The organism is Pseudomonas sp. B6001 (assembly GCF_013386015.1).
Lineage (GTDB): Bacteria > Pseudomonadota > Gammaproteobacteria > Pseudomonadales > Pseudomonadaceae > Aquipseudomonas.
Map to the genome: position 1 here is coordinate 1 of NZ_JACAOX010000010.1, position 17,289 is coordinate 17,289.

Annotated in this window: 15 protein-coding genes; 9 read left to right on the forward strand and 6 right to left on the reverse strand. The window is 62.4% G+C overall.

Translation table 11 applies throughout. From position 1 onward, the window contains the following. Positions 1–74 precede the first annotated feature (74 nt). The 5 genes from urtE to urtA all read right to left on the reverse strand — a co-directional run bounded on the left by urtE (position 75) and on the right by urtA (position 5,023). The gene (gene urtE / locus HX821_RS12790; protein WP_177035851.1) at positions 75–764 is read right to left on the reverse strand and encodes an urea ABC transporter ATP-binding subunit UrtE; all 690 of its coding nucleotides are present in this window, start codon (positions 762–764) and stop codon (positions 75–77) included. 10 nt (positions 765–774) lie between these two features. Then, entirely contained in the window at positions 775–1,533 is a 759-nt protein-coding gene (gene urtD, locus HX821_RS12795; RefSeq protein ID WP_003218258.1) for an urea ABC transporter ATP-binding protein UrtD, read from the reverse strand. After that, positions 1,530–2,690, reverse strand: coding sequence for an urea ABC transporter permease subunit UrtC (gene urtC, locus HX821_RS12800; protein ID WP_102606298.1), 1,161 nt, complete (start codon positions 2,688–2,690; stop codon positions 1,530–1,532). Before urtC ends, urtD begins: the two co-directional genes overlap by 4 nt. A 10-nt stretch (positions 2,691–2,700) precedes the next feature. Beyond that, positions 2,701–3,618: an urea ABC transporter permease subunit UrtB gene (gene urtB / locus HX821_RS12805; protein WP_177035852.1), complete on the reverse strand. Its 918-nt coding sequence runs from the start codon at positions 3,616–3,618 to the stop codon at positions 2,701–2,703. A gap of 196 nt (positions 3,619–3,814) precedes the next feature. Further along, positions 3,815–5,023, reverse strand: a complete 1,209-nt coding sequence (gene urtA, locus HX821_RS12810; RefSeq protein ID WP_003218263.1) for an urea ABC transporter substrate-binding protein — start codon at positions 5,021–5,023, stop codon at positions 3,815–3,817. A gap of 354 nt (positions 5,024–5,377) precedes the next feature. Between urtA and HX821_RS12815 the strand changes: the two genes are divergently transcribed. Further along, entirely contained in the window at positions 5,378–8,764 is a 3,387-nt protein-coding gene (locus tag HX821_RS12815; protein WP_177035853.1) for an ATP-binding protein, read from the forward strand. Then, positions 8,739–9,437, forward strand: coding sequence for a response regulator (locus HX821_RS12820; RefSeq protein ID WP_177035854.1), 699 nt, complete (start codon positions 8,739–8,741; stop codon positions 9,435–9,437). Before HX821_RS12815 ends, HX821_RS12820 begins: the two co-directional genes overlap by 26 nt. A gap of 118 nt (positions 9,438–9,555) precedes the next feature. Here the strand turns inward: HX821_RS12820 and HX821_RS12825 are convergent, their stop codons facing one another. Then, on the reverse strand, positions 9,556–10,386 hold the full coding sequence (locus tag HX821_RS12825; RefSeq protein WP_177035855.1) for an IclR family transcriptional regulator: 831 nt from the start codon (positions 10,384–10,386) through the stop codon (positions 9,556–9,558). A 240-nt stretch (positions 10,387–10,626) separates the two neighbouring features. On the opposite strand from HX821_RS12825, the gene HX821_RS12830 reads away from it, so the two are divergent. Genes HX821_RS12830 through HX821_RS12860 form a run of 7 tightly spaced genes read left to right on the forward strand, consistent with a single transcriptional unit; the run spans position 10,627 to position 17,075 of the window. Beyond that, on the forward strand, positions 10,627–11,655 hold the full coding sequence (locus HX821_RS12830; protein WP_003218271.1) for an ABC transporter ATP-binding protein: 1,029 nt from the start codon (positions 10,627–10,629) through the stop codon (positions 11,653–11,655). Next, positions 11,652–12,497: an ABC transporter permease gene (locus tag HX821_RS12835; RefSeq protein ID WP_008430555.1), complete on the forward strand. Its 846-nt coding sequence runs from the start codon at positions 11,652–11,654 to the stop codon at positions 12,495–12,497. Before HX821_RS12830 ends, HX821_RS12835 begins: the two co-directional genes overlap by 4 nt. Before the next feature lie 4 nt (positions 12,498–12,501). Further along, positions 12,502–13,296: an ABC transporter permease gene (locus tag HX821_RS12840; RefSeq protein ID WP_003218275.1), complete on the forward strand. Its 795-nt coding sequence runs from the start codon at positions 12,502–12,504 to the stop codon at positions 13,294–13,296. Further along, entirely contained in the window at positions 13,296–13,586 is a 291-nt protein-coding gene (locus tag HX821_RS12845) for a (2Fe-2S)-binding protein (RefSeq protein ID WP_003218277.1), read from the forward strand. The genes HX821_RS12840 and HX821_RS12845 overlap by 1 nt, the downstream gene beginning before the upstream one ends. Then, positions 13,583–14,926, forward strand: a complete 1,344-nt coding sequence (locus HX821_RS12850; RefSeq protein ID WP_177035856.1) for an NAD(P)/FAD-dependent oxidoreductase — start codon at positions 13,583–13,585, stop codon at positions 14,924–14,926. Before HX821_RS12845 ends, HX821_RS12850 begins: the two co-directional genes overlap by 4 nt. Next, complete coding sequence (locus HX821_RS12855; protein ID WP_177010122.1) at positions 14,923–16,026, forward strand: FAD-binding oxidoreductase; 1,104 nt, start codon at positions 14,923–14,925, stop codon at positions 16,024–16,026. The genes HX821_RS12850 and HX821_RS12855 overlap by 4 nt, the downstream gene beginning before the upstream one ends. Positions 16,027–16,043: 17 nt before the next feature. After that, positions 16,044–17,075, forward strand: coding sequence for an ABC transporter substrate-binding protein (locus tag HX821_RS12860; protein WP_003218283.1), 1,032 nt, complete (start codon positions 16,044–16,046; stop codon positions 17,073–17,075). Positions 17,076–17,289: the final 214 nt, after the last annotated feature.

Sequence of the window (17,289 nt, forward strand, 5' to 3'; positions counted from 1 at the left end):
CGTGCTCTTGCTTTTGATTTTGATCTGACTGCCCCAATAAGCCCGAGGCCGAACGCAGGTATTGCGCAGCCAGATCAAACCGACAAATACCGACTGATAGTCGCCTCATCCACCCGATCCCGAATTTCCTCAATCACAAACCTCCCCTTCTCAATCACCAAAAACCGATCAGCAATTTCCAAAGTAAACGACAACACCTGCTCAGAAACAACAATCGTCAAATCCCGCAAATTGCGAATCTCCTTAAGCGTACGAGCAATGTCCTTGATGATCGAAGGCTGAATCCCCTCAGTCGGCTCATCGAGCAACAACACCTTGGGATTCGTCGCCAACGCCCGGGCAATCGCCAACTGCTGTTGCTGCCCCCCAGACAAATTCCCCCCCTTGCGCGAACGCATGTCATAGAGCACCGGAAACAGCGCATACAAATCCTCAGGCACCCTGCCCCGGGCCGCCGCCGGCAACCCAGTCTGAATATTCTCCAACACACTCATGCTGGGAAAAATCATCCGCCCCTGCGGCACATAGGCAATCCCCCGCTCCACCCGCTCATGGGTTTCAAGCGCAGACACATCATGCCCATCCACACTGACCTGCCCCTGCCACTGCGGCGAAATACCCATCAGGCTCTTGAACAACGTGGTCTTGCCCATCCCGTTGCGCCCCATCACCGCGACGATCTCACGCTTCGCCACATCCAACTCCAGGTCGTGAAGAATCTGGCTCTGCCCGTACCCACACGACAGTTTGTCGATCTTGAACATGCCCGACTCCTCAGTGGCCCAAATACACTTCAATGACTTTCGGATTGCTCTGCACCGACTCCATGCTGCCCTCGGCCAGCACCTTGCCCTGATGCAACACCGTGACCTTGTGGGCAATGCTCTTGACGAACTCCATGTCATGTTCGATCACCAACACCGAGCGCCCCTGGCTGATGCGCTTGAGCAACTCGGCCGTTTGCGCCCGCTCGTTGACGCTCATCCCGGCCACCGGCTCGTCGAGCATCAGCAATTCAGGGTCTTGCATCAGCAGCATGCCAATCTCCAGCCACTGCTTTTGCCCGTGAGACAGCAGGTCCGCCTGCTGCTGCAACAAGTCGCCGAGGAAGATTTCCCGCGCCACCTCCTCGACCCGCGCAATCACCTGGGCATTACGCTTGAAAAACAGCGCGCCCCACACCTTGCGCCCGGCCGGATACGACATCTCGAGGTTTTCAAACACCGTGAGGTTTTCGTAGATCGATGGGTTCTGGAACTTGCGCCCTACCCCGGCGCGCACGATGTTGTATTCGCGCATTTTGGTCAGTTCCTGGCCGTCGAACTGGATGCTGCCACTGGTGGCGCGGGTCTTGCCGCAGATCAAATCCAGCACCGTGGTTTTGCCGGCGCCGTTGGGCCCGATCACCACCCGCACTTCATTGCGGTCGATATACAGGTTGAGGTTGTCGACAGCCTTGAAGCCATCGAATGACACGGTGAGGCCTTCGATAGCCAACACCGGTTTCTTCATTTCAAAACCAACGGCGGTCATGGCTGTGTCTCCAGGATCTTGGCTTCAGCCTTGGGCTTGATCTTCGCCGGTTCGGCCTTGATCACCGGCTTGCGCCGCAACACTCGGGCCAGGGCCTGGCGACCATGGCTGTCCCACAACCCCGCCAGGCCGTTGGGGAAGTACATGACCACGGCGATAAACAACCCGCCCATCAGGTACAGCCAAAGCTCAGGGAAGGATTCGGAAAAGTAGGTCTTGCCATAGTTCACCAGCAACGCGCCATACACCGCGCCCAGCAGTGACATGCGCCCGCCCACCGCGGCAAAGATCACCATCTCGATGGACGGCACGATGCCCACGAACGACGGCGACATAAAGCCCACCTGCAAGGCAAACATCGCCCCGCCAATCGCCGAGAACGCCGCCGCCACGCAGAACACGAAAATCTTGAAGCTGGCCACGTCATACCCGGAAAACCGTACCCGCTCTTCCTTGTCGCGCATGGCCATCAACAGCCGGCCCAGCTTCGAGGCGAGGATAAAACGGCCAATGAAGATGCAGCCGAACAACAGCCCGGCGTTGATGAAATACAGGATCATCTTCGCGCCGTCACCGCGCAGGTCCCAGCCCAGCAGGGTCTTGAGGTCAGTAATGCCATTGACACCACCGGTAAGGCCTTGCTGGCCGACGATCAGCACCGTGAGGATCAGCGCAATCGCCTGGGTGACGATGGAGAAATACACATCGCCCACCCGCCGCTTGAACAGCGCCATGCCAATGATGAACGCCAGCAGCACCGGCACCGCAATCACCGCGAACAGGGTGAAGGTGAAGCTGTGGAACGGCTGCCAGAGCCACGGCAATTCGGTGATCTGGTTCCAGTCCATGAAGTCCGGGATGCCCGGGGTGGACTGGATCTTGGTGCTGATCGGGTCGGAGGCCTCAAGCTTCAGGAACATCGCCATGCAGTAGCCGCCGACGCCGAAAAACACGCCTTGTCCGAGGCTGAGAATCCCGCCATAGCCCCAGCACAGCACCAGGCCCACCGCGACGAACGCGTAGGTCAGGTACTTGCCGACCATGTTCAGCCGGAAGGCGTCCAGGGTCAGCGGGAACACCACGAGGATCAACAGCGCCAACAGCACGATGCCGATCAGGTTTTGCTGGCCGCCCAGCAGTTTGTCTAGAGCCTTCATCGGTTCGCCTCTACTTGCGCACTTTGATGGAGAACAACCCTTGCGGGCGCAGCATCAGGATCAGGATCACCGATGACAGCGTCAGCACCTTGGCCATCGAGCCACTGAGGAAAAACTCCGACAGCGATTGGGTCTGGGCAATCACGAACGCCGAGGCAATGGTGCCGAATAGGCTTTGCGCGCCGCCGAATACGACGACCAGGAAGGTGTCGACGATGTACTGCGAACCGGCAGTCGGCCCGGTGGAGCCGATGGTGGTGAACGCCGCACCGGCCACGCCCGCCACGCCGCAGCCGAGGGCGAAGGTCATGCGGTCGACCTTGCGCGTGTTGATGCCCACCGCCCGGCTCATCAAGCGGTTCTGCACGGTGGCGCGCACCTGCAAGCCCCAGCGCGAACGGTAGAGCATGACGAAGATCGCCCCGGTCAGCAGCACGGTCAGGCCCATCATGAACAGGCCGTTGCGCGGGATTTCGATGGCGTCGGTGAGGTTAACCGAACCCATCAGCCAGGCCGGCGGTTCGGCGCTCACTTCACGGGCGCCGAACACCGAGCGGAAGGTTTGCTGCATCACCAGGGACAAACCCCAGGTGGCGAGCAAGGTGTCCAGTGGCCGCTTGTACAAGCGGCTGATCATCGCCCATTCCACCAGCCAGCCCACGGCGCCCGCGACGAGGAATGACAGGGCAATGGCAACGAAAAAGTAATACGGCTGAAAGCCTGGCGCGAAATGCGCGGTAAGACTGGAACAGACGTAGGTGGTGTAGGCGCCAATGGTCAGGAACTCACCGTGGGCCATGTTGATCACGCCCATCTGGCCGAAGATGATTGCCAGTCCCAATGCCATCAGCAACAGCACGCAGAACACGGACAAGCCGTTGAACCCCTGCATCGCCGCGATGGCTCCAAATTCCGATAGCCATTCCATGATGATGGTCTCCTGAGCGGGAGGTTGAAATGCAATCTGCTTCTGCTTTATGTGGGAGCTGGCTTGTGTGGGAGCGGGCTTGCTCGCGAATACGGTGTGTCAGTACCGGATGCACTCACTGATTCACCGCTTTCGCGAGCAAGCCCGCTCCCACACAAAACCAGTTCCCACATTCAGATCAGCGCCAGACCCGAGGTTATTGATAGCCTTTCGGAAACGGATTCGGCTCGATCAGATCCGACTCGTAGATCACCTTGAACTGGCCATTGGGCTGCACTTCGCCGATGCGCGACTTGCTCCACAGGTGATGGTTTTCGTGGATCTTCACGTAGCCTTCCGGCGCGTTTTTCAGCTCGATGCCAGGCGATGCGGCGACGACTTTATCCACGTCGAAACTGCCGGCCTTCTCCACCGCCGCTTTCCACAACCATGGGCCGAGGTAGGCCGCCTGGGTCACATCACCGATCACTGCATCCTTGCCGTACTTGGCCTTGAACGCTTCCACGAAGGCTTTGTTGTTCGGGTTGTCGAGGCTCTGGAAGTACTTCATCGAGGCATAGAAGCCAGCCATGTTTTCGCCGCCGATGCCCAGCAGTTCGTCTTCGGTCACCGACAGGGTCAACAGGGTTTGCTTGGACGCGTTCACGCCCGCTGCGTTGAGCTGTTTGTAGAAGGCCACGTTGGAGCCGCCCACCACGGCCGCAAACACCACGTCAGGCTTTTTCAGCTTGACCTTGTTGATCAGCGAACCGAACTGGGTGTTGCCCAGCGGGTAGTAGTCTTCGCCGACCACGGTGCCGTGCAGCACGTTTTCAATGTGCTTGCGCGCGATCTTCATCGAGGTGCGCGGCCAGATGTAGTCCGAGCCCACCAGATAGAAGGTTTTGGCGCCCTTGGTCTTGGCGATCCAGTCGAGGCTGGCAAGGATTTGCTGGGTCGCTTCCTGGCCGGTGTAGATCACGTTTTTCGACTGTTCCAGGCCTTCATAGAAGGTCGGGTAGTAGAGCAGGCCGTTTTCTTTCTCGAAGATCGGCAATACGGCTTTACGTGAAGCGGAGGTCCAGCAGCCGAACACTGCAGCCACCTTGTCGTTCACCAGCAGTTTCTTGGCCTTTTCGGCGAAGGTCGGCCAGTCGGACGCGCCGTCTTCCTGGATCACCTTGATCTGCCGCCCGAGGATCCCGCCCGAGGCGTTGATCTGCTCGATGGCCAGGCGTTCGGCCTGGATCGAACCGGTTTCGGAAATCGCCATGGTGCCGGTGGCCGAGTGCAACTGGCCGACGGTGACTTCGGTAGGCGTCACCGCCAGGCCTTCGTTGTCGGCCATGACGCCATGGCTGAACAGACTCGCCGCCAGCAGTGATAAGGCCAACAACGGTTTGGAGCGGATCAATCGTGATTCCATGGGGCGACTCCTCTGCAATGAGGGGTTCAGCATGGCGGCAGGTGGCCACGGCGGGTATACGCAGCCTGACGTAACGGGGTACGTCATTTGACGTATGCCGTTGCGCACCATTTTCGAGCAGGATCCCGCCCGCCTTGGGAAAGGAAACCCCTGTGGCGAGGGAGCTTGCTCCCGTTGGGCTGCGCAGCGGCCCCAAAACCGGCGACCCGGTTCTGCCTGGAAAAATGAAGTGGTCTTGCTGGGCCTGCTTCGCAGTCCAACGGGAGCAAGCTCCCTCACCACGAAGAGCGCACCCCGCAGGACTGGGGCACGAATATTGCTGCCATCTCCCCATCCTTGCAGGAGTTCCCCACCGTGCACCCCCTCCCCGGCACCCAGCGCATCGTCAAGATCCGCCGCGACTACAACTCCTGGGTCGCCGATGAGACCATGGAAGACTACGCCCTGCGCTACACCCCGAAGTCCTTCCGCAAATGGTCGGAACTGCGCATCGCCAACACCGCCTTGGGCGCGGTGTCGTTCCTGGCGCTGGAGGCCATCGGCGGCGTATTGGCCTTGAGCTACGGCTTCACCAACACCTTCTGGGCGATCCTCGCCATCAGCCTGGTGATCTTTCTCACCGGCCTGCCCATCAGCTACTACGCCGCCCGCTATGGCGTAGACATGGACCTGCTGACCCGCGGCGCGGGCTTCGGTTACATCGGCTCCACCATCACCTCGCTGATCTACGCCAGCTTCACCTTCCTGTTCTTCGCCCTGGAAGCGGCGATCATGGCCCTTGCCCTGGAGTTGTATTTCCATATCCCGCTGGCCATCGCCTATGTCATCTGTTCACTGCTGGTGATCCCGCTGGTGGCCTACGGCGTAACGCTGATCAGCCGCCTGCAATTGTGGACGCAACCGCTGTGGCTGGTGCTGCTGGTGCTGCCCTATGGCTTCGTGTTGTGGAAGAACCCCGAGGCCTTCAGCGACTGGACCAGCTTTGTCGGCCGCAGCAGCGACGGTGGCGACTTCAATCTGCTGTCGTTCTGCGCCGCCTGCACCGTGGCGCTGTCGCTGGTCACGCAGATCGGCGAACAGGTGGACTACCTGCGCTTCCTTCCGGAAAAAACCAGCGCCAACCGCAAGCGCTGGTGGGCCGCGCTGTTATGCGCCGGGCCCGGCTGGATCGTGCCGGGGGCGTTGAAAATGTTCGCCGGGGCGTTCCTGGCGTTCCTCGCCCTGCAACATGAAATCCCCATGGAGCGCGCCGCCGAGCCAACCCAGATGTACCTCGTCGCGTTCGGCTATGTGTTCTCCTCTCCCGAATGGGCGCTGGGGGCGATGGTGCTGTTCGTGTTCATCTCGCAGATGAAGATCAACCTGACCAACGCCTACGCCGGCTCCCTGGCCTGGTCGAACTTCTTTGCCCGCGTGACCCACAGCCACCCCGGCCGCGTGGTGTGGCTGGTGTTCAACGTCGCCATTGCGCTGATGCTGATGGAGCTCGGCGTGTTCGATGTGATCGAGCAGGTGCTGGGGCTCTACGCGAATATCGCGATTGCCTGGATCGGCACGCTGGTAGCGGACCTGGTAATCAACAAGCCCCTGGGCCTGTCACCCAAGCACATCGAATTCAAGCGTGCGCACCTCTACGACATCAACCCGGTGGGCGTCGGCTCGATGCTGATTGCCTCGCTGCTGTCGATTCTCGCCCACTTCGGCCTGTTCGGCGCCCTGGCCCAGGCTGCGCCACCGTTTGTCGCGCTGGGCACCGCGTTAATCATGGCGCCGCTATTGGCGTGGCTGACCAAGGGCCGCTACTACATTGCGCGCAGCAGCGAGGCGCAATTGATACACCCGCAACCCGGCACCGGCCTGGTGATCTGCGGGCTGTGCAGCAACCCGTTCGAGACCGCCGACATGGCGTTCTGCCCGGCCTACAGCACGCCGATCTGCTCGCTCTGTTGCTCACTGGATGCGCGTTGCGGCGACCGTTGCAAACCCCACGCGCGCCTGGCCAGCCAGTTCGAAGGGGTGCTGCGCTGGTTGTTGCCGACCACGCTGGTACCGCGCCTGCATACCCGGCTCGCGCACTACCTGGGCTTGTTACTGGCGCTGGTACTGATGCTCGCCGGGGCGCTGGCGCTGATCTACATGCAGGCGGCCCAGGGTTTGCCCCATTCGCAAACCTTGTACCAGGCGTTTTTCAAGGCGTTCCTCACGCTCTCGGTGCTGGCCGCCGTACTCGCCTGGTGGGTAGTACTCACCCGCGAAAGCCGGCGGGTGGCCCAGGAAGAATCCGACCGGCAAACCTCGCTGCTGATGCAGGAGATCGCCGCCCACAGCCTCACCGACCAGGCCCTGCAACAGGCCAAGGAAGCCTCGGAAGCAGCGAACGCGGCCAAGAGTCGCTACGTCACCGGGCTGTCCCACGAGCTGCGCACGCCGCTCAACAGCATCCTTGGCTTCACCCAGATCCTGCAGCGCGACAGTGCCATGCCCGAACAGCATCAGGACGCCCTGGCGACCATCCTGCGCAGCGGCTCGCACCTGCTGTCGCTGATCGACGGCCTGCTGGACGTGGCCAAGATCGAGGCCGGCAAGCTGCGCCTGGAGTTCACCGAAATCCCCTTCCCGGAACTGATCCACGACCTGGAACAAATGTTCACCCCCCAGGCCGAAGACAAGGGCCTGCGCTTTCGCCTGGACTGCGTGGGCAAGATCCCCGCCGTGGTGCGTGGTGATGAAAAACGCGTGCGGCAGATCCTGATCAACCTGCTGGGCAACGCGATCAACTTCACCGACAGCGGCGAAGTGCGCCTGCGGGTCAGCTACATGCGCGAGACCGCCAACTTCGAGATCATCGACACCGGCATCGGGATTGACCCCGAACAGATCGAGCGGATTTTCCAGCCGTTTGAACGCGGCGACCTGATGCGCCAGGACAAGGGCGTGGGTCTGGGCCTGACCATCACACGCATGCTGACCTCGCTGATGGGCGGCGAATTGCGGGTGGTCAGCGAGCTGGACAAGGGCACCTGCTTCCAGGTACGGCTGTTCCTGTCCCAGGTCCGCGTGCCGCAAGCCGTGGTGCATGTGGAGCACGACATCATCGGCTACCACGGCGAACGACGGCGCATCCTGGTGGTGGATGACCACGTGGACCATCGCAAGGTGCTCAGCGGCATGCTCACGCCCCTGGGCTTCGAGGTGTCCCAGGCCAGCAACGGCCAGGAGGCGATCCGCCAGGTGGCGCTGCTGTCGCCGGACCTGATCCTGATGGACCTGTCGATGCCGACCATGGACGGCTGGGCCACCAGCAGGCTGATCCGGCGTAACGCGTTGTCCACCGCGCCGATAATCATCATCTCCGCCAACGCCTTCACCGACGACCGCGAACGCAGCATCGCCGGTGCCTGCAACGACTACCTGGCCAAGCCGGTGCGTACCCCGGAACTGCTCGGACGCCTGCAACTGCACCTGGACTTGCAATGGCTGCGCCGTCGCACACCGCTCGCCGCGCCGGTCGCGACCCAAGGCGCGCTACCCAGCGCAGAAGAACTCGCGGTGCTCGCCGAACTGAGCGCCATTGGCTATGTGCGTGGTTTGCATGAAAAGCTCGACGCCATCGTGCTGGACAGCCCAGGTACCGCACCGTTCATCAACAAGCTCCGGGCCTTGCTGAAAAGTTTTCGCCTGGAAGAACTCAACCGCATCCTGAAGGAGGCCGAAGATGAATGCCTTGACCCACAGCGCTGAGCCCGGCGTGGTGCTGATTGTCGACGACACCCCGGACAACCTGGCCATGCTCTCCGACGCCCTGGACGACGCCGGCTACATGGTGCTGGTGGCGCTGGACGGCCTCAGCGCGCTGAACCGCGTGCAACGCCGACGCCCGGATTTGATCCTGCTGGACGCGGTGATGCCCGGCCTGGACGGCTTTGAAACCTGCCGCCGGCTCAAGGCACAACCGGCCAGCGCGGATATTCCGGTGGTGTTCATGACCGGGCTGACCGACAGCAAGCATGTGGTGCAGGGGTTCGAGGTGGGCGGCAGCGATTACGTGACCAAGCCGATCCAGACCGATGAAGTGCTGGCGCGGGTGGCGGCGCATTTGCGTACGTCGCGGATTTTGCTGTCGGCGCGTGCGGCGACACAGCCGAGCGTGATCACCCTGGAGGATGAGCCGGCGCACAAGCTATTGTCGGCGCGGTTTCAGTTGACGGAGCGGGAGGTGGAAGTGCTGCGTTGGGTGGCGTGTGGCAAGACCAATCGGGATATTGGCGACATTCTTGGGTTGAGTCCGAGGACGGTGAACAAGCATCTGGAGCATGTGTATGTGAAGCTGGGAGTGGAGACGCGCACGGCGGCGACTTCGGTGGCGATGGCGGCGATGAGTCCAATCCGGATCCCACAGATGGCCACGGTCTAAAATGTGGGAGCGGGCTTGCTCGCGAATGCGGTGTGTCAGTCACCAAATTTTTTACTGATACACCGCATTCGCGAGCAAGCCCGCTCCCACATTTGATCTGTGTCGTTACTGGTATTACCTACCCACCGAAGATCTGCGACGGCCGGCGCAACGTCGGATCAAACGGGTTGATCTTCGGCCCGATCGCCGCCGCCTCGCGCTTCAACAACTCCACCACCGTCGGCAACCGCCCCGGCCCCAGCCGGTCGCTGATGGTCGCCACACTCAACGCCGCCACCGCATGCCCATTGCGATCCAGGATCGGCACCGCCAACCCGGCCATGCCTTCCAGCACCCCGGTATTGCGCGCCGCATACCCCAACCGCCGCACACTCTCCACCTCCGAACGCAAAAACACCTCGTCGTACAGGTGAAAATCCTTGAGCCGCGGCAAGTTGTAGCGGATCACCGTCTCGCGCTCTTCCTCCGGCAAAAACGCCAAAATCGCCAGGCTGCCCTGCCCCACGCCCAGCGCCACGCGGCCGCCGATATCACCGGTAAAGGTACGGATCGGATACGGCCCTTCACTGCGGTCCAGGCAGATCGCATCAAACCCGCTGCGCGCCAGCAGGAACAATGAATCCCCCAACGACGCACTGAGGCGCAACATGCTCGGCCGCACCAGGTCCCGCAGGTTGCCGGTGTTGCCCGCATTCGCCGCCAGTGCGAAGAACTCCAGGCTCAGCCGATAGCGCTTGCTGCGCGCATCCTGCTCCACCATGCCCTCGTCCATCAGGCTGCGCAGCAGTCGGTGGGTGGTGGGTTGCGACAGCCCCACCTGCTGCGCCAGTTGCGTCACCCGTTCACCACCGTCCGGCGCCGCGCCGAGGATGCGCAGTAATGCAAACAACCGGGAGACGCCACCGGCGCCGACTTCCTTGACACTTTTGTTCCGCTCAGTGGAATCCATAAGCCGATATCTCACACTAAATTCTGGTCAGTGAATGAAACTGAAAAAATACTCTATCCAGTGAAATTCCATCTTCCGCCATCCTAGTCTTTCGCCCTAATCTGCGTCCACAGGGGCGAAATGAACAACTAACGGCAGCCGACTCAAGATCGAGCGCCAACGCACCCGCAACACCCTTTTCGCATCTGCCCAAAACAAAAAAGCGCGTTTCGACGCGACTCAAAAAGGTGGAACGCAGACATGGCTTTTCTCCAACTCAACGCCTTGAGCAAACGCTACGGCGCCGTCGACGCGGTGGTCGCCACTGATCTTGCGGTGGAAAAAGGCGAATTCGTGTCCCTGCTCGGCCCCTCGGGCTGCGGCAAGACCACCACCTTGCAAATGATCGCCGGCTTCGTCGACGTCACCGGTGGCCAGATCGTCCTCGACGGTCGCGACATCACCCACGCCAAACCCGCCAGCCGCGGCCTGGGCGTGGTGTTCCAGAGCTACGCGCTGTTCCCCCACATGAGCGTGCGCGACAACGTCGCCTTCGGCCTGAAGATGCGCAAGGTGCCTGCCACTGAGATCGCAAGCAGAGTCAAGACCGTGCTGGAACTGGTGCGCCTGGCGCCCCACGCCGAGCGCTACCCGCGGGAACTGTCCGGCGGCCAGCGCCAGCGCGTGGCTCTGGCCCGCGCCCTGGTGATCGAGCCGCCAGTGTTGCTGCTGGACGAGCCCCTCTCCAACCTCGACGCCAACCTGCGCGAAGAGATGCAGTTCGAGATCCGTCGCATCCAGTGTGAAGTCGGGATCACCACCCTGATGGTCACCCACGACCAGGCCGAGGCGCTGTCCATCAGCGACCGGGTAGTAGTGATGCAGGCCGGGCGCGTGACGCAGATCGACGCGCCGTACAAACTCTATGAACACCCGCGCACACGCTTCATCTCGGATTTTGTCGGCAAGGCCAACCTGCTGGCGGGCGACTTCGATCAACTCGGCGCGCCGCAAGTGCGCTTCGAGCCGGGCAACGGCGAGCTGACCCTGAGCCTGCGCCCGGAAAAGATCGACCTGGTGGCCGCCGGCAACGGCCGGCTGCAAGGCAGGATCCTCGACAGCTACTTCTTCGGCAGCCAATGGCTGTATCGCATCAAGACCCAGATCGGCGAGCTGACCGTGGTCCGCCGCAATGACGGCAGCGCGCCATTGGCTTGCGGCGCTGCAGTGGGCCTGGACTGGGAGTCGAACCTGTTGCGGGTGCTGGCCGCGGATGAGGTGCGCGCATGAGCCGTGGCTACCTGTTGTCGTTGCCGGCGCTGGTGTTGTTTTTCGGGCTGCTGATCCTGCCCCTGGGCCTGACACTGGTGCTGTCGTTCAACGTGTTCGACTATCAGGTGGGGGTGAAGGCCGATGAGTGGACCTTCGCCCACTACCTGTCGCTGTTCAGCGATTCGTACTTCTACGAAATCTTCTGGCGCACCTTCTGGATCAGTGCCCTGGTGACCTTGCTCTGCGTGGTGATCGGCGTGCCCGAGGCCTACATCCTCAGCCGCATGGGCACGCCATGGCGCTCGATCTTCCTGATCCTGATCCTCACCCCGCTGCTGATTTCGGTGGTGGTGCGGGCCTTCGGCTGGAGCCTGCTGCTGGGTGCCGATGGCCTGGTGAACCAGGTGATCCAGGCCTTGGGCGGCACGCCGGTGAAGCTGCTGTACACCTCGTTCGCCGTGATCATCGCACTGGTGCACGTGATGCTGCCGTTCATGATCATCCCGGTGTGGACCTCCCTGCAGAAGCTCGACCCGTCGGCGGAACAGGCGGCGCTGTCCCTGGGTGCCAGCCAGGCCACGGTGATGCGCAAGATCGTGTTGCCGCAGGTGATGCCCGGCGTGCTGTCCGGCACCCTGATCGTGTTCGGCCTGGCTGCCAGCTCCTTCGCGATCCCCGGCCTGCTGGGCGGACGCCGCCTGAAGATGGTCGCCACGGTGGTCTACGACCAATACCTCTCGGAACTCAACTGGCCCATGGGCGCGACCATCGCGGTGGTGCTTCTGTTGGTCAACTTGCTGATCATGCTGAGCTGGAACCGCATGGTCGAAGGCCGCTACAAAAAGTCCCTGGGAGTATAAGACGATGTCCAGAAACGGTCCTTTGGCCCTGGGCTTTCACGGCCTGGTGGTGCTGTTCATGATGGCGCCGCTGGTGGTGGTGTGCCTGGTGGCCTTCACCCCGGAAAACACCTTGAGCCTGCCCACTTCGGGCTTCTCCCTGCGCTGGTTTCATGCGGTGTTCGAGCGCGCGGACTTTATCCAGGCGTTCTACAACAGCCTGGTCCTGGCGTTCGTTGCCGCCACCCTGGCGACGTTGATCGCGGTACCGGCGGCGCTGGCAATCAGTCGCTACCAGTTCCCCGGCCGTAACTTCTTCAGTGCGCTGTTCCTCTCGCCGATCATCATCCCGCACCTGGTGCTGGGGGTAGCGATGCTGCGGCTGTTCGCAATGATGGGCGTCAACGGCAGCTTCACCTGGTTGATGCTGGCCCACGTGGTGATCATCACGCCTTACGTATTGCGCCTGGTATTGGCGGCCGCCATCGGCATTGACCGCAGCGCCGAGCAGGCTGCCGAATCCCTCGGCGCCAGCCGCTTCACCCTGTTTCGCCAGATCACCTTGCCGATGATTCTGCCCGGCGTGGCCGGCGGCTGGTTGCTGGCGTTCATCAACAGTTTCGATGAAGTGACCCTGTCGATCTTTGTCAGCTCGCCGGCCACCCAGACCTTGCCGGTGCGCATGTACGTGTACGCCACCGAATCCATCGACCCGATGATGGCGGCCGTGTCGGCGCTGGTGATCGGGTTGACGGCGGCGGCCATGATTCTGCTGGACCGGGTCTACGGCCTGGATCGCGTGTTGGTAGGGAAACATTGATGGCACTGTTCAAACGACTGGCGGAAACCGAGCGGCCCAGCCTGGCGTTCACCCTCGATGGGCAGCCTGCCACGGGCCTGCTCGGGGACACCTTGCTGACTGCCGTACTGACCTGCGCCGAGCACCTGCGGGGCAGTGATTTCAGCGCCGAACGCCGCGCCGGTTTCTGCCTGATGGGAGCTTGCCAGGATTGCTGGGTACGGCTGGAGGATGGTCGGCGAGTGCGCGCCTGTTCGACCTTGCTGGAAGACGGCCAGGCGATTCGCCGTGACCCGGGGCGCCAGGCATGAAGAGCGTGGTGATAGTGGGCGCAGGCCCGGCGGGCATTACCGCAGCCCGGACCTTGCTGGACCATGGCGTAACCCCGGTGTTGGTGGACGAGAGCCTGCGCGGTGGCGGCCAGATCTATCGGCGCCAGCCGGCGAACTTCCAGCGCTCGGCCAAGCAGCTGTATGGGTTTGAAGCGGGCAAGGCGACAGCGCTGCATCGCACCATGGATGAGCTGGCCACCCGGATCGACTACCGGCCGGAAACCCTGGTGTGGAATGCGGAAAATGGCCGCCTGGACATGCTCAACAACGGCCACGCCGAAAGCATCGAATACGCGCAGATCATCGTCGCCACGGGCGCCACCGACCGCATCCTGCCCGTGCCGGGCTGGACGCTGCCCGGTGTGTACAGCCTGGGCGCGGCGCAAATCGCGCTGAAGTATCAAGGCTGCGCCATCGGTGAGCGTGTCGCGTTCTGCGGCAGCGGGCCGTTGCTGTACCTGGTGGCGTATCAGTACGCCAAGGCCGGGGCCAGGGTGGTGGCGGTGCTCGACAGCGCGCCGTTCAGCGCCCAATGCCGCGCCCTGCCGGCATTGCTCGGCCAGCCGGCGACCCTGGCCAAGGGTTTGTACTACCGCGCCTGGCTAACGGCCCACGGCATCCCGGTGCATCAAGGGGCAACGTTGTCGCACATCAACGGCGAGCAACGAGTGACGGGCATCCACTGGGACCAGCAGGAAATCGCCTGTGATGCCGTGGCCTTCGCCCATGCCCTGCGCAGCGAGACCCAACTGGCGGATTTACTTGGGTGTGAATTTGCCTGGAATGCATTGAACCGCGCCTGGTTGCCCCAGCGAGATGCGGCCGGGCGTAGCAGTGTCGCGGGCGTGTATCTGGCTGGCGACGGTGCAGGAATCATGGGCGCCGACGCGGCGCAAATGGCCGGCGAGCGAGCGGCATTGGCCTTGCTCGAAGACAGCGGTGTTGCCATCGACCACCGTCGCGGGCCCGTTCTGGAGCAACAACTGGCAGGTATCCAGCGCTTTCGCCACGGCCTGGAAACCGCCTTCCCCTTCCCGGAAAACTGGGCCGCTGAAGCTCCGGACGAACTGATCCTGTGCCGCTGTGAAGAAGTCAGCGTCGGCGAAGTACGCACGGTGGTGGACGAAGGCCACTGGGAAGTGAACCGGGTCAAGGCCCATTGCCGGGTTGGCATGGGCCGCTGCCAGGGCCGGATGTGCGGGCTGGCGGCGGCGGAAATCGTTGCCCAGCGCAGTGGCCGCGAGATTGAAAACGTTGGCCGCCTGCGTGGCCAGGCACCGATCAAACCCTTGCCGTTTGGCGTGGAGGTGCAGCCATGATCGGCAGTGAAGTGATCGTGTTGGGTGGCGGGATTGTCGGGGCCTCGGCGGCTTTGATGCTGGCGCAGAAAGGTCGCCGCGTGGTGCTGCTGGAGCGGGACTTTTGTGGCTCGCACTCCAGCGGAGTGAACTATGGCGGCGTGCGGCGCCAGGGGCGGCCATTGCACCAACTGCCGCTATCGCAACGTGCCCATGAGCTGTGGTCCGACTTGCCGGGGCTGATTGGCATTGACGGCGAATACGTGCGCTCCGGGCATTTGAAACTGGCCCGCAGTCATGACGATCTGGCGGCTCTGCAGGCTTACGCCGACGCTACACGCGGCTTTGGCCTGGGCCTGCAAATGCTCGACCACGCTCAACTGCGCGCCCGGTTCCCGTGGGTGGGTGATGTGGCAGTCGGCGCGTCGTTATGCCCCGAAGACGGCCACGCCAATCCGCGCCTGGTCTCCCCCGCCTTTGCCCGCGCAGCGCAACGCCACGGTGCTCGGGTGATGGAGCAAACCGAAGTCACCCATCTTGAACATGACGGCCAGCGGTTTCAGTTGCGCTGTGCCAATGGGCTGCAGTTGCAAGCCCCCTGGCTGCTGAACTGCGCCGGCGCCTGGGCCGGCACCGTGGCCGCGCACTTTGGCGAGCCGGTGCCGATGACCTCGGCGCACCCGGCGATGCTGGTGACCGAGCCGTTGCCGGTGGTGATGGACGTGAGCACCGGGGTGGAAGGCGGCGGGATTTATGCGCGGCAAGTCGCCCGGGGCAATTGCATCCTCGGTGGCGGGCGCGGCTTTGCCCTGGGCCCGCAACAAGCCCGCCCGGGCCAGGCGGCGGTGCTGGAGATTCTGCGCAATGCCGGCGAGTTGTACCCGTTCCTCAAGGGTGCCCAGGCGATCCGTACCTGGAGCGGCACCGAAGGTTATCTGCCCGACCACGAACCGGTGATCGGCGACAGCAGCACCCAACCCGGCCTGCTCCACGGTTTCGGCTTTGCCGGCGCCGGGTTCCAGCTCGGCCCTGCGGTCGGTGAAGCCCTGGCAGAGATCGTCTGCACGGGGGCCAGCCGGCAGCCCATCGAAGCATTTTCCATCCGTCGTTTCCAAGCCTGAGAGGAAGATTCATGCACATGATCAAACGTACTGCGCTGTCTTGCCTGTCCCTCGCCCTGTTGAGCACGGCGGCCCACGCCGCACCGACGCTGTACCTGGGCATGAACGGCGGCACCATGGAGCGGGTCTACGCCGACAAGGTGCTGCCCGCGTTCGAAAAGGCCAACAACGTCAAGGTGGTGATCGTGCCGGGCACCTCGTCGGACATCCTGGCCAAGGTGCAGGCCAACAAGGACAACCCGCAGATGCACGTGATGTTCCTCGACGACGGCATCATGTACCGCGCGATTTCCATGGGGTTGTGCGAGAAGCTCACGCCCAATCCGACCCTGGATCAGATTCCGGCCAAGGCGAAGATCAAGGAAGAAGCGGTTGCGGTGACGCTCGGGGTGACCGGGTTGGGTTACAACGCCAAGATGTTCAAGGAAAAGGGCTGGGCGCCGCCGACGTCGTGGATGGACCTGGCCGACCCGCGCTTCAAGGACAAGGTGGTGTTCCAGTCGTTGGCCTCGTCCACATTTGGGTTGCACGGGTTCCTCATGTTCAACCGGATTCAGGGGGGTAGCGAGACCAACGTGGAGCCGGGGTTCAAGGCCTGGCCGAAAACCGTCGGGCCCAACGTGCTGGAATATATCGCCAGCTCGGCGAAGATTTCCGAGATGGTGCAGACGGATGAGGCGGCGATCTTTCCGCTGACGCCGACGCAGGTGACCACGCAACAGTTGTTGGGTGTGCCGATGGAGTATGCGCAGCCGAAAGAAGGCGCGGTGGTGTTGAACGTGGCGGAGTGTGTGATTGCGCGGAATGACCAGCCGGAGTTGGCGCAAAAACTGGCGCAGTTCTTGTTGACCGCAGAGGCTCAGGCGCCGGCTTTGGAACTGGGGGATCAGATTCCTTCGAATCCTACGACGCCGACTACCGACAAAACCCGGGCGCGGGTAGAGGCGATGAACAGTTATTTGCAGACGGCGATTTCGATTGACTGGGATCAGGTGAACCAGGCACGACCCGAGTGGAATGCGCGGTGGAGTCGGTCGATTGAGCGGTAGGCTTTGGGGGTGAATATCCATTATTTGGGTGATGGCTTAAATGGGTTCCGCTCTTACAGCGGGTCACTTTTGAAAGGAGCCCAAAAGTAACCAAAAGGCTCTTGCCCCACCACTCGGCACCTCGCCTAGGCTCGGTGTGCCCTCACTCCGGCTTTGGACCGTGGGCCGCCGCGATGGGCCATCCTTGGCCCAGCGCGGCTAACCCGGCGTCCTG

What these genes read in the sequence shown, in the direction of transcription:
- urtE (WP_177035851.1), bottom strand. Translation starts at nt 764, where the DNA reads ATGTTCAAGATCGACAAACTGTCGTGTGGGTACGGGCAGAGCCAGATT.
- urtD (WP_003218258.1), bottom strand. Translation starts at nt 1,533, where the DNA reads ATGACCGCCGTTGGTTTTGAAATGAAGAAACCGGTGTTGGCTATCGAA.
- urtC (WP_102606298.1), bottom strand. Translation starts at nt 2,690, where the DNA reads ATGAAGGCTCTAGACAAACTGCTGGGCGGCCAGCAAAACCTGATCGGC.
- urtB (WP_177035852.1), bottom strand. Translation starts at nt 3,618, where the DNA reads ATGGAATGGCTATCGGAATTTGGAGCCATCGCGGCGATGCAGGGGTTC.
- urtA (WP_003218263.1), bottom strand. Translation starts at nt 5,023, where the DNA reads ATGGAATCACGATTGATCCGCTCCAAACCGTTGTTGGCCTTATCACTG.
- HX821_RS12820 (WP_177035854.1), top strand. Translation starts at nt 8,739, where the DNA reads ATGAATGCCTTGACCCACAGCGCTGAGCCCGGCGTGGTGCTGATTGTC.
- HX821_RS12825 (WP_177035855.1), bottom strand. Translation starts at nt 10,386, where the DNA reads ATGGATTCCACTGAGCGGAACAAAAGTGTCAAGGAAGTCGGCGCCGGT.
- HX821_RS12830 (WP_003218271.1), top strand. Translation starts at nt 10,627, where the DNA reads ATGGCTTTTCTCCAACTCAACGCCTTGAGCAAACGCTACGGCGCCGTC.
- HX821_RS12835 (WP_008430555.1), top strand. Translation starts at nt 11,652, where the DNA reads ATGAGCCGTGGCTACCTGTTGTCGTTGCCGGCGCTGGTGTTGTTTTTC.
- HX821_RS12840 (WP_003218275.1), top strand. Translation starts at nt 12,502, where the DNA reads ATGTCCAGAAACGGTCCTTTGGCCCTGGGCTTTCACGGCCTGGTGGTG.
- HX821_RS12845 (WP_003218277.1), top strand. Translation starts at nt 13,296, where the DNA reads ATGGCACTGTTCAAACGACTGGCGGAAACCGAGCGGCCCAGCCTGGCG.
- HX821_RS12850 (WP_177035856.1), top strand. Translation starts at nt 13,583, where the DNA reads ATGAAGAGCGTGGTGATAGTGGGCGCAGGCCCGGCGGGCATTACCGCA.
- HX821_RS12855 (WP_177010122.1), top strand. Translation starts at nt 14,923, where the DNA reads ATGATCGGCAGTGAAGTGATCGTGTTGGGTGGCGGGATTGTCGGGGCC.
- HX821_RS12860 (WP_003218283.1), top strand. Translation starts at nt 16,044, where the DNA reads ATGATCAAACGTACTGCGCTGTCTTGCCTGTCCCTCGCCCTGTTGAGC.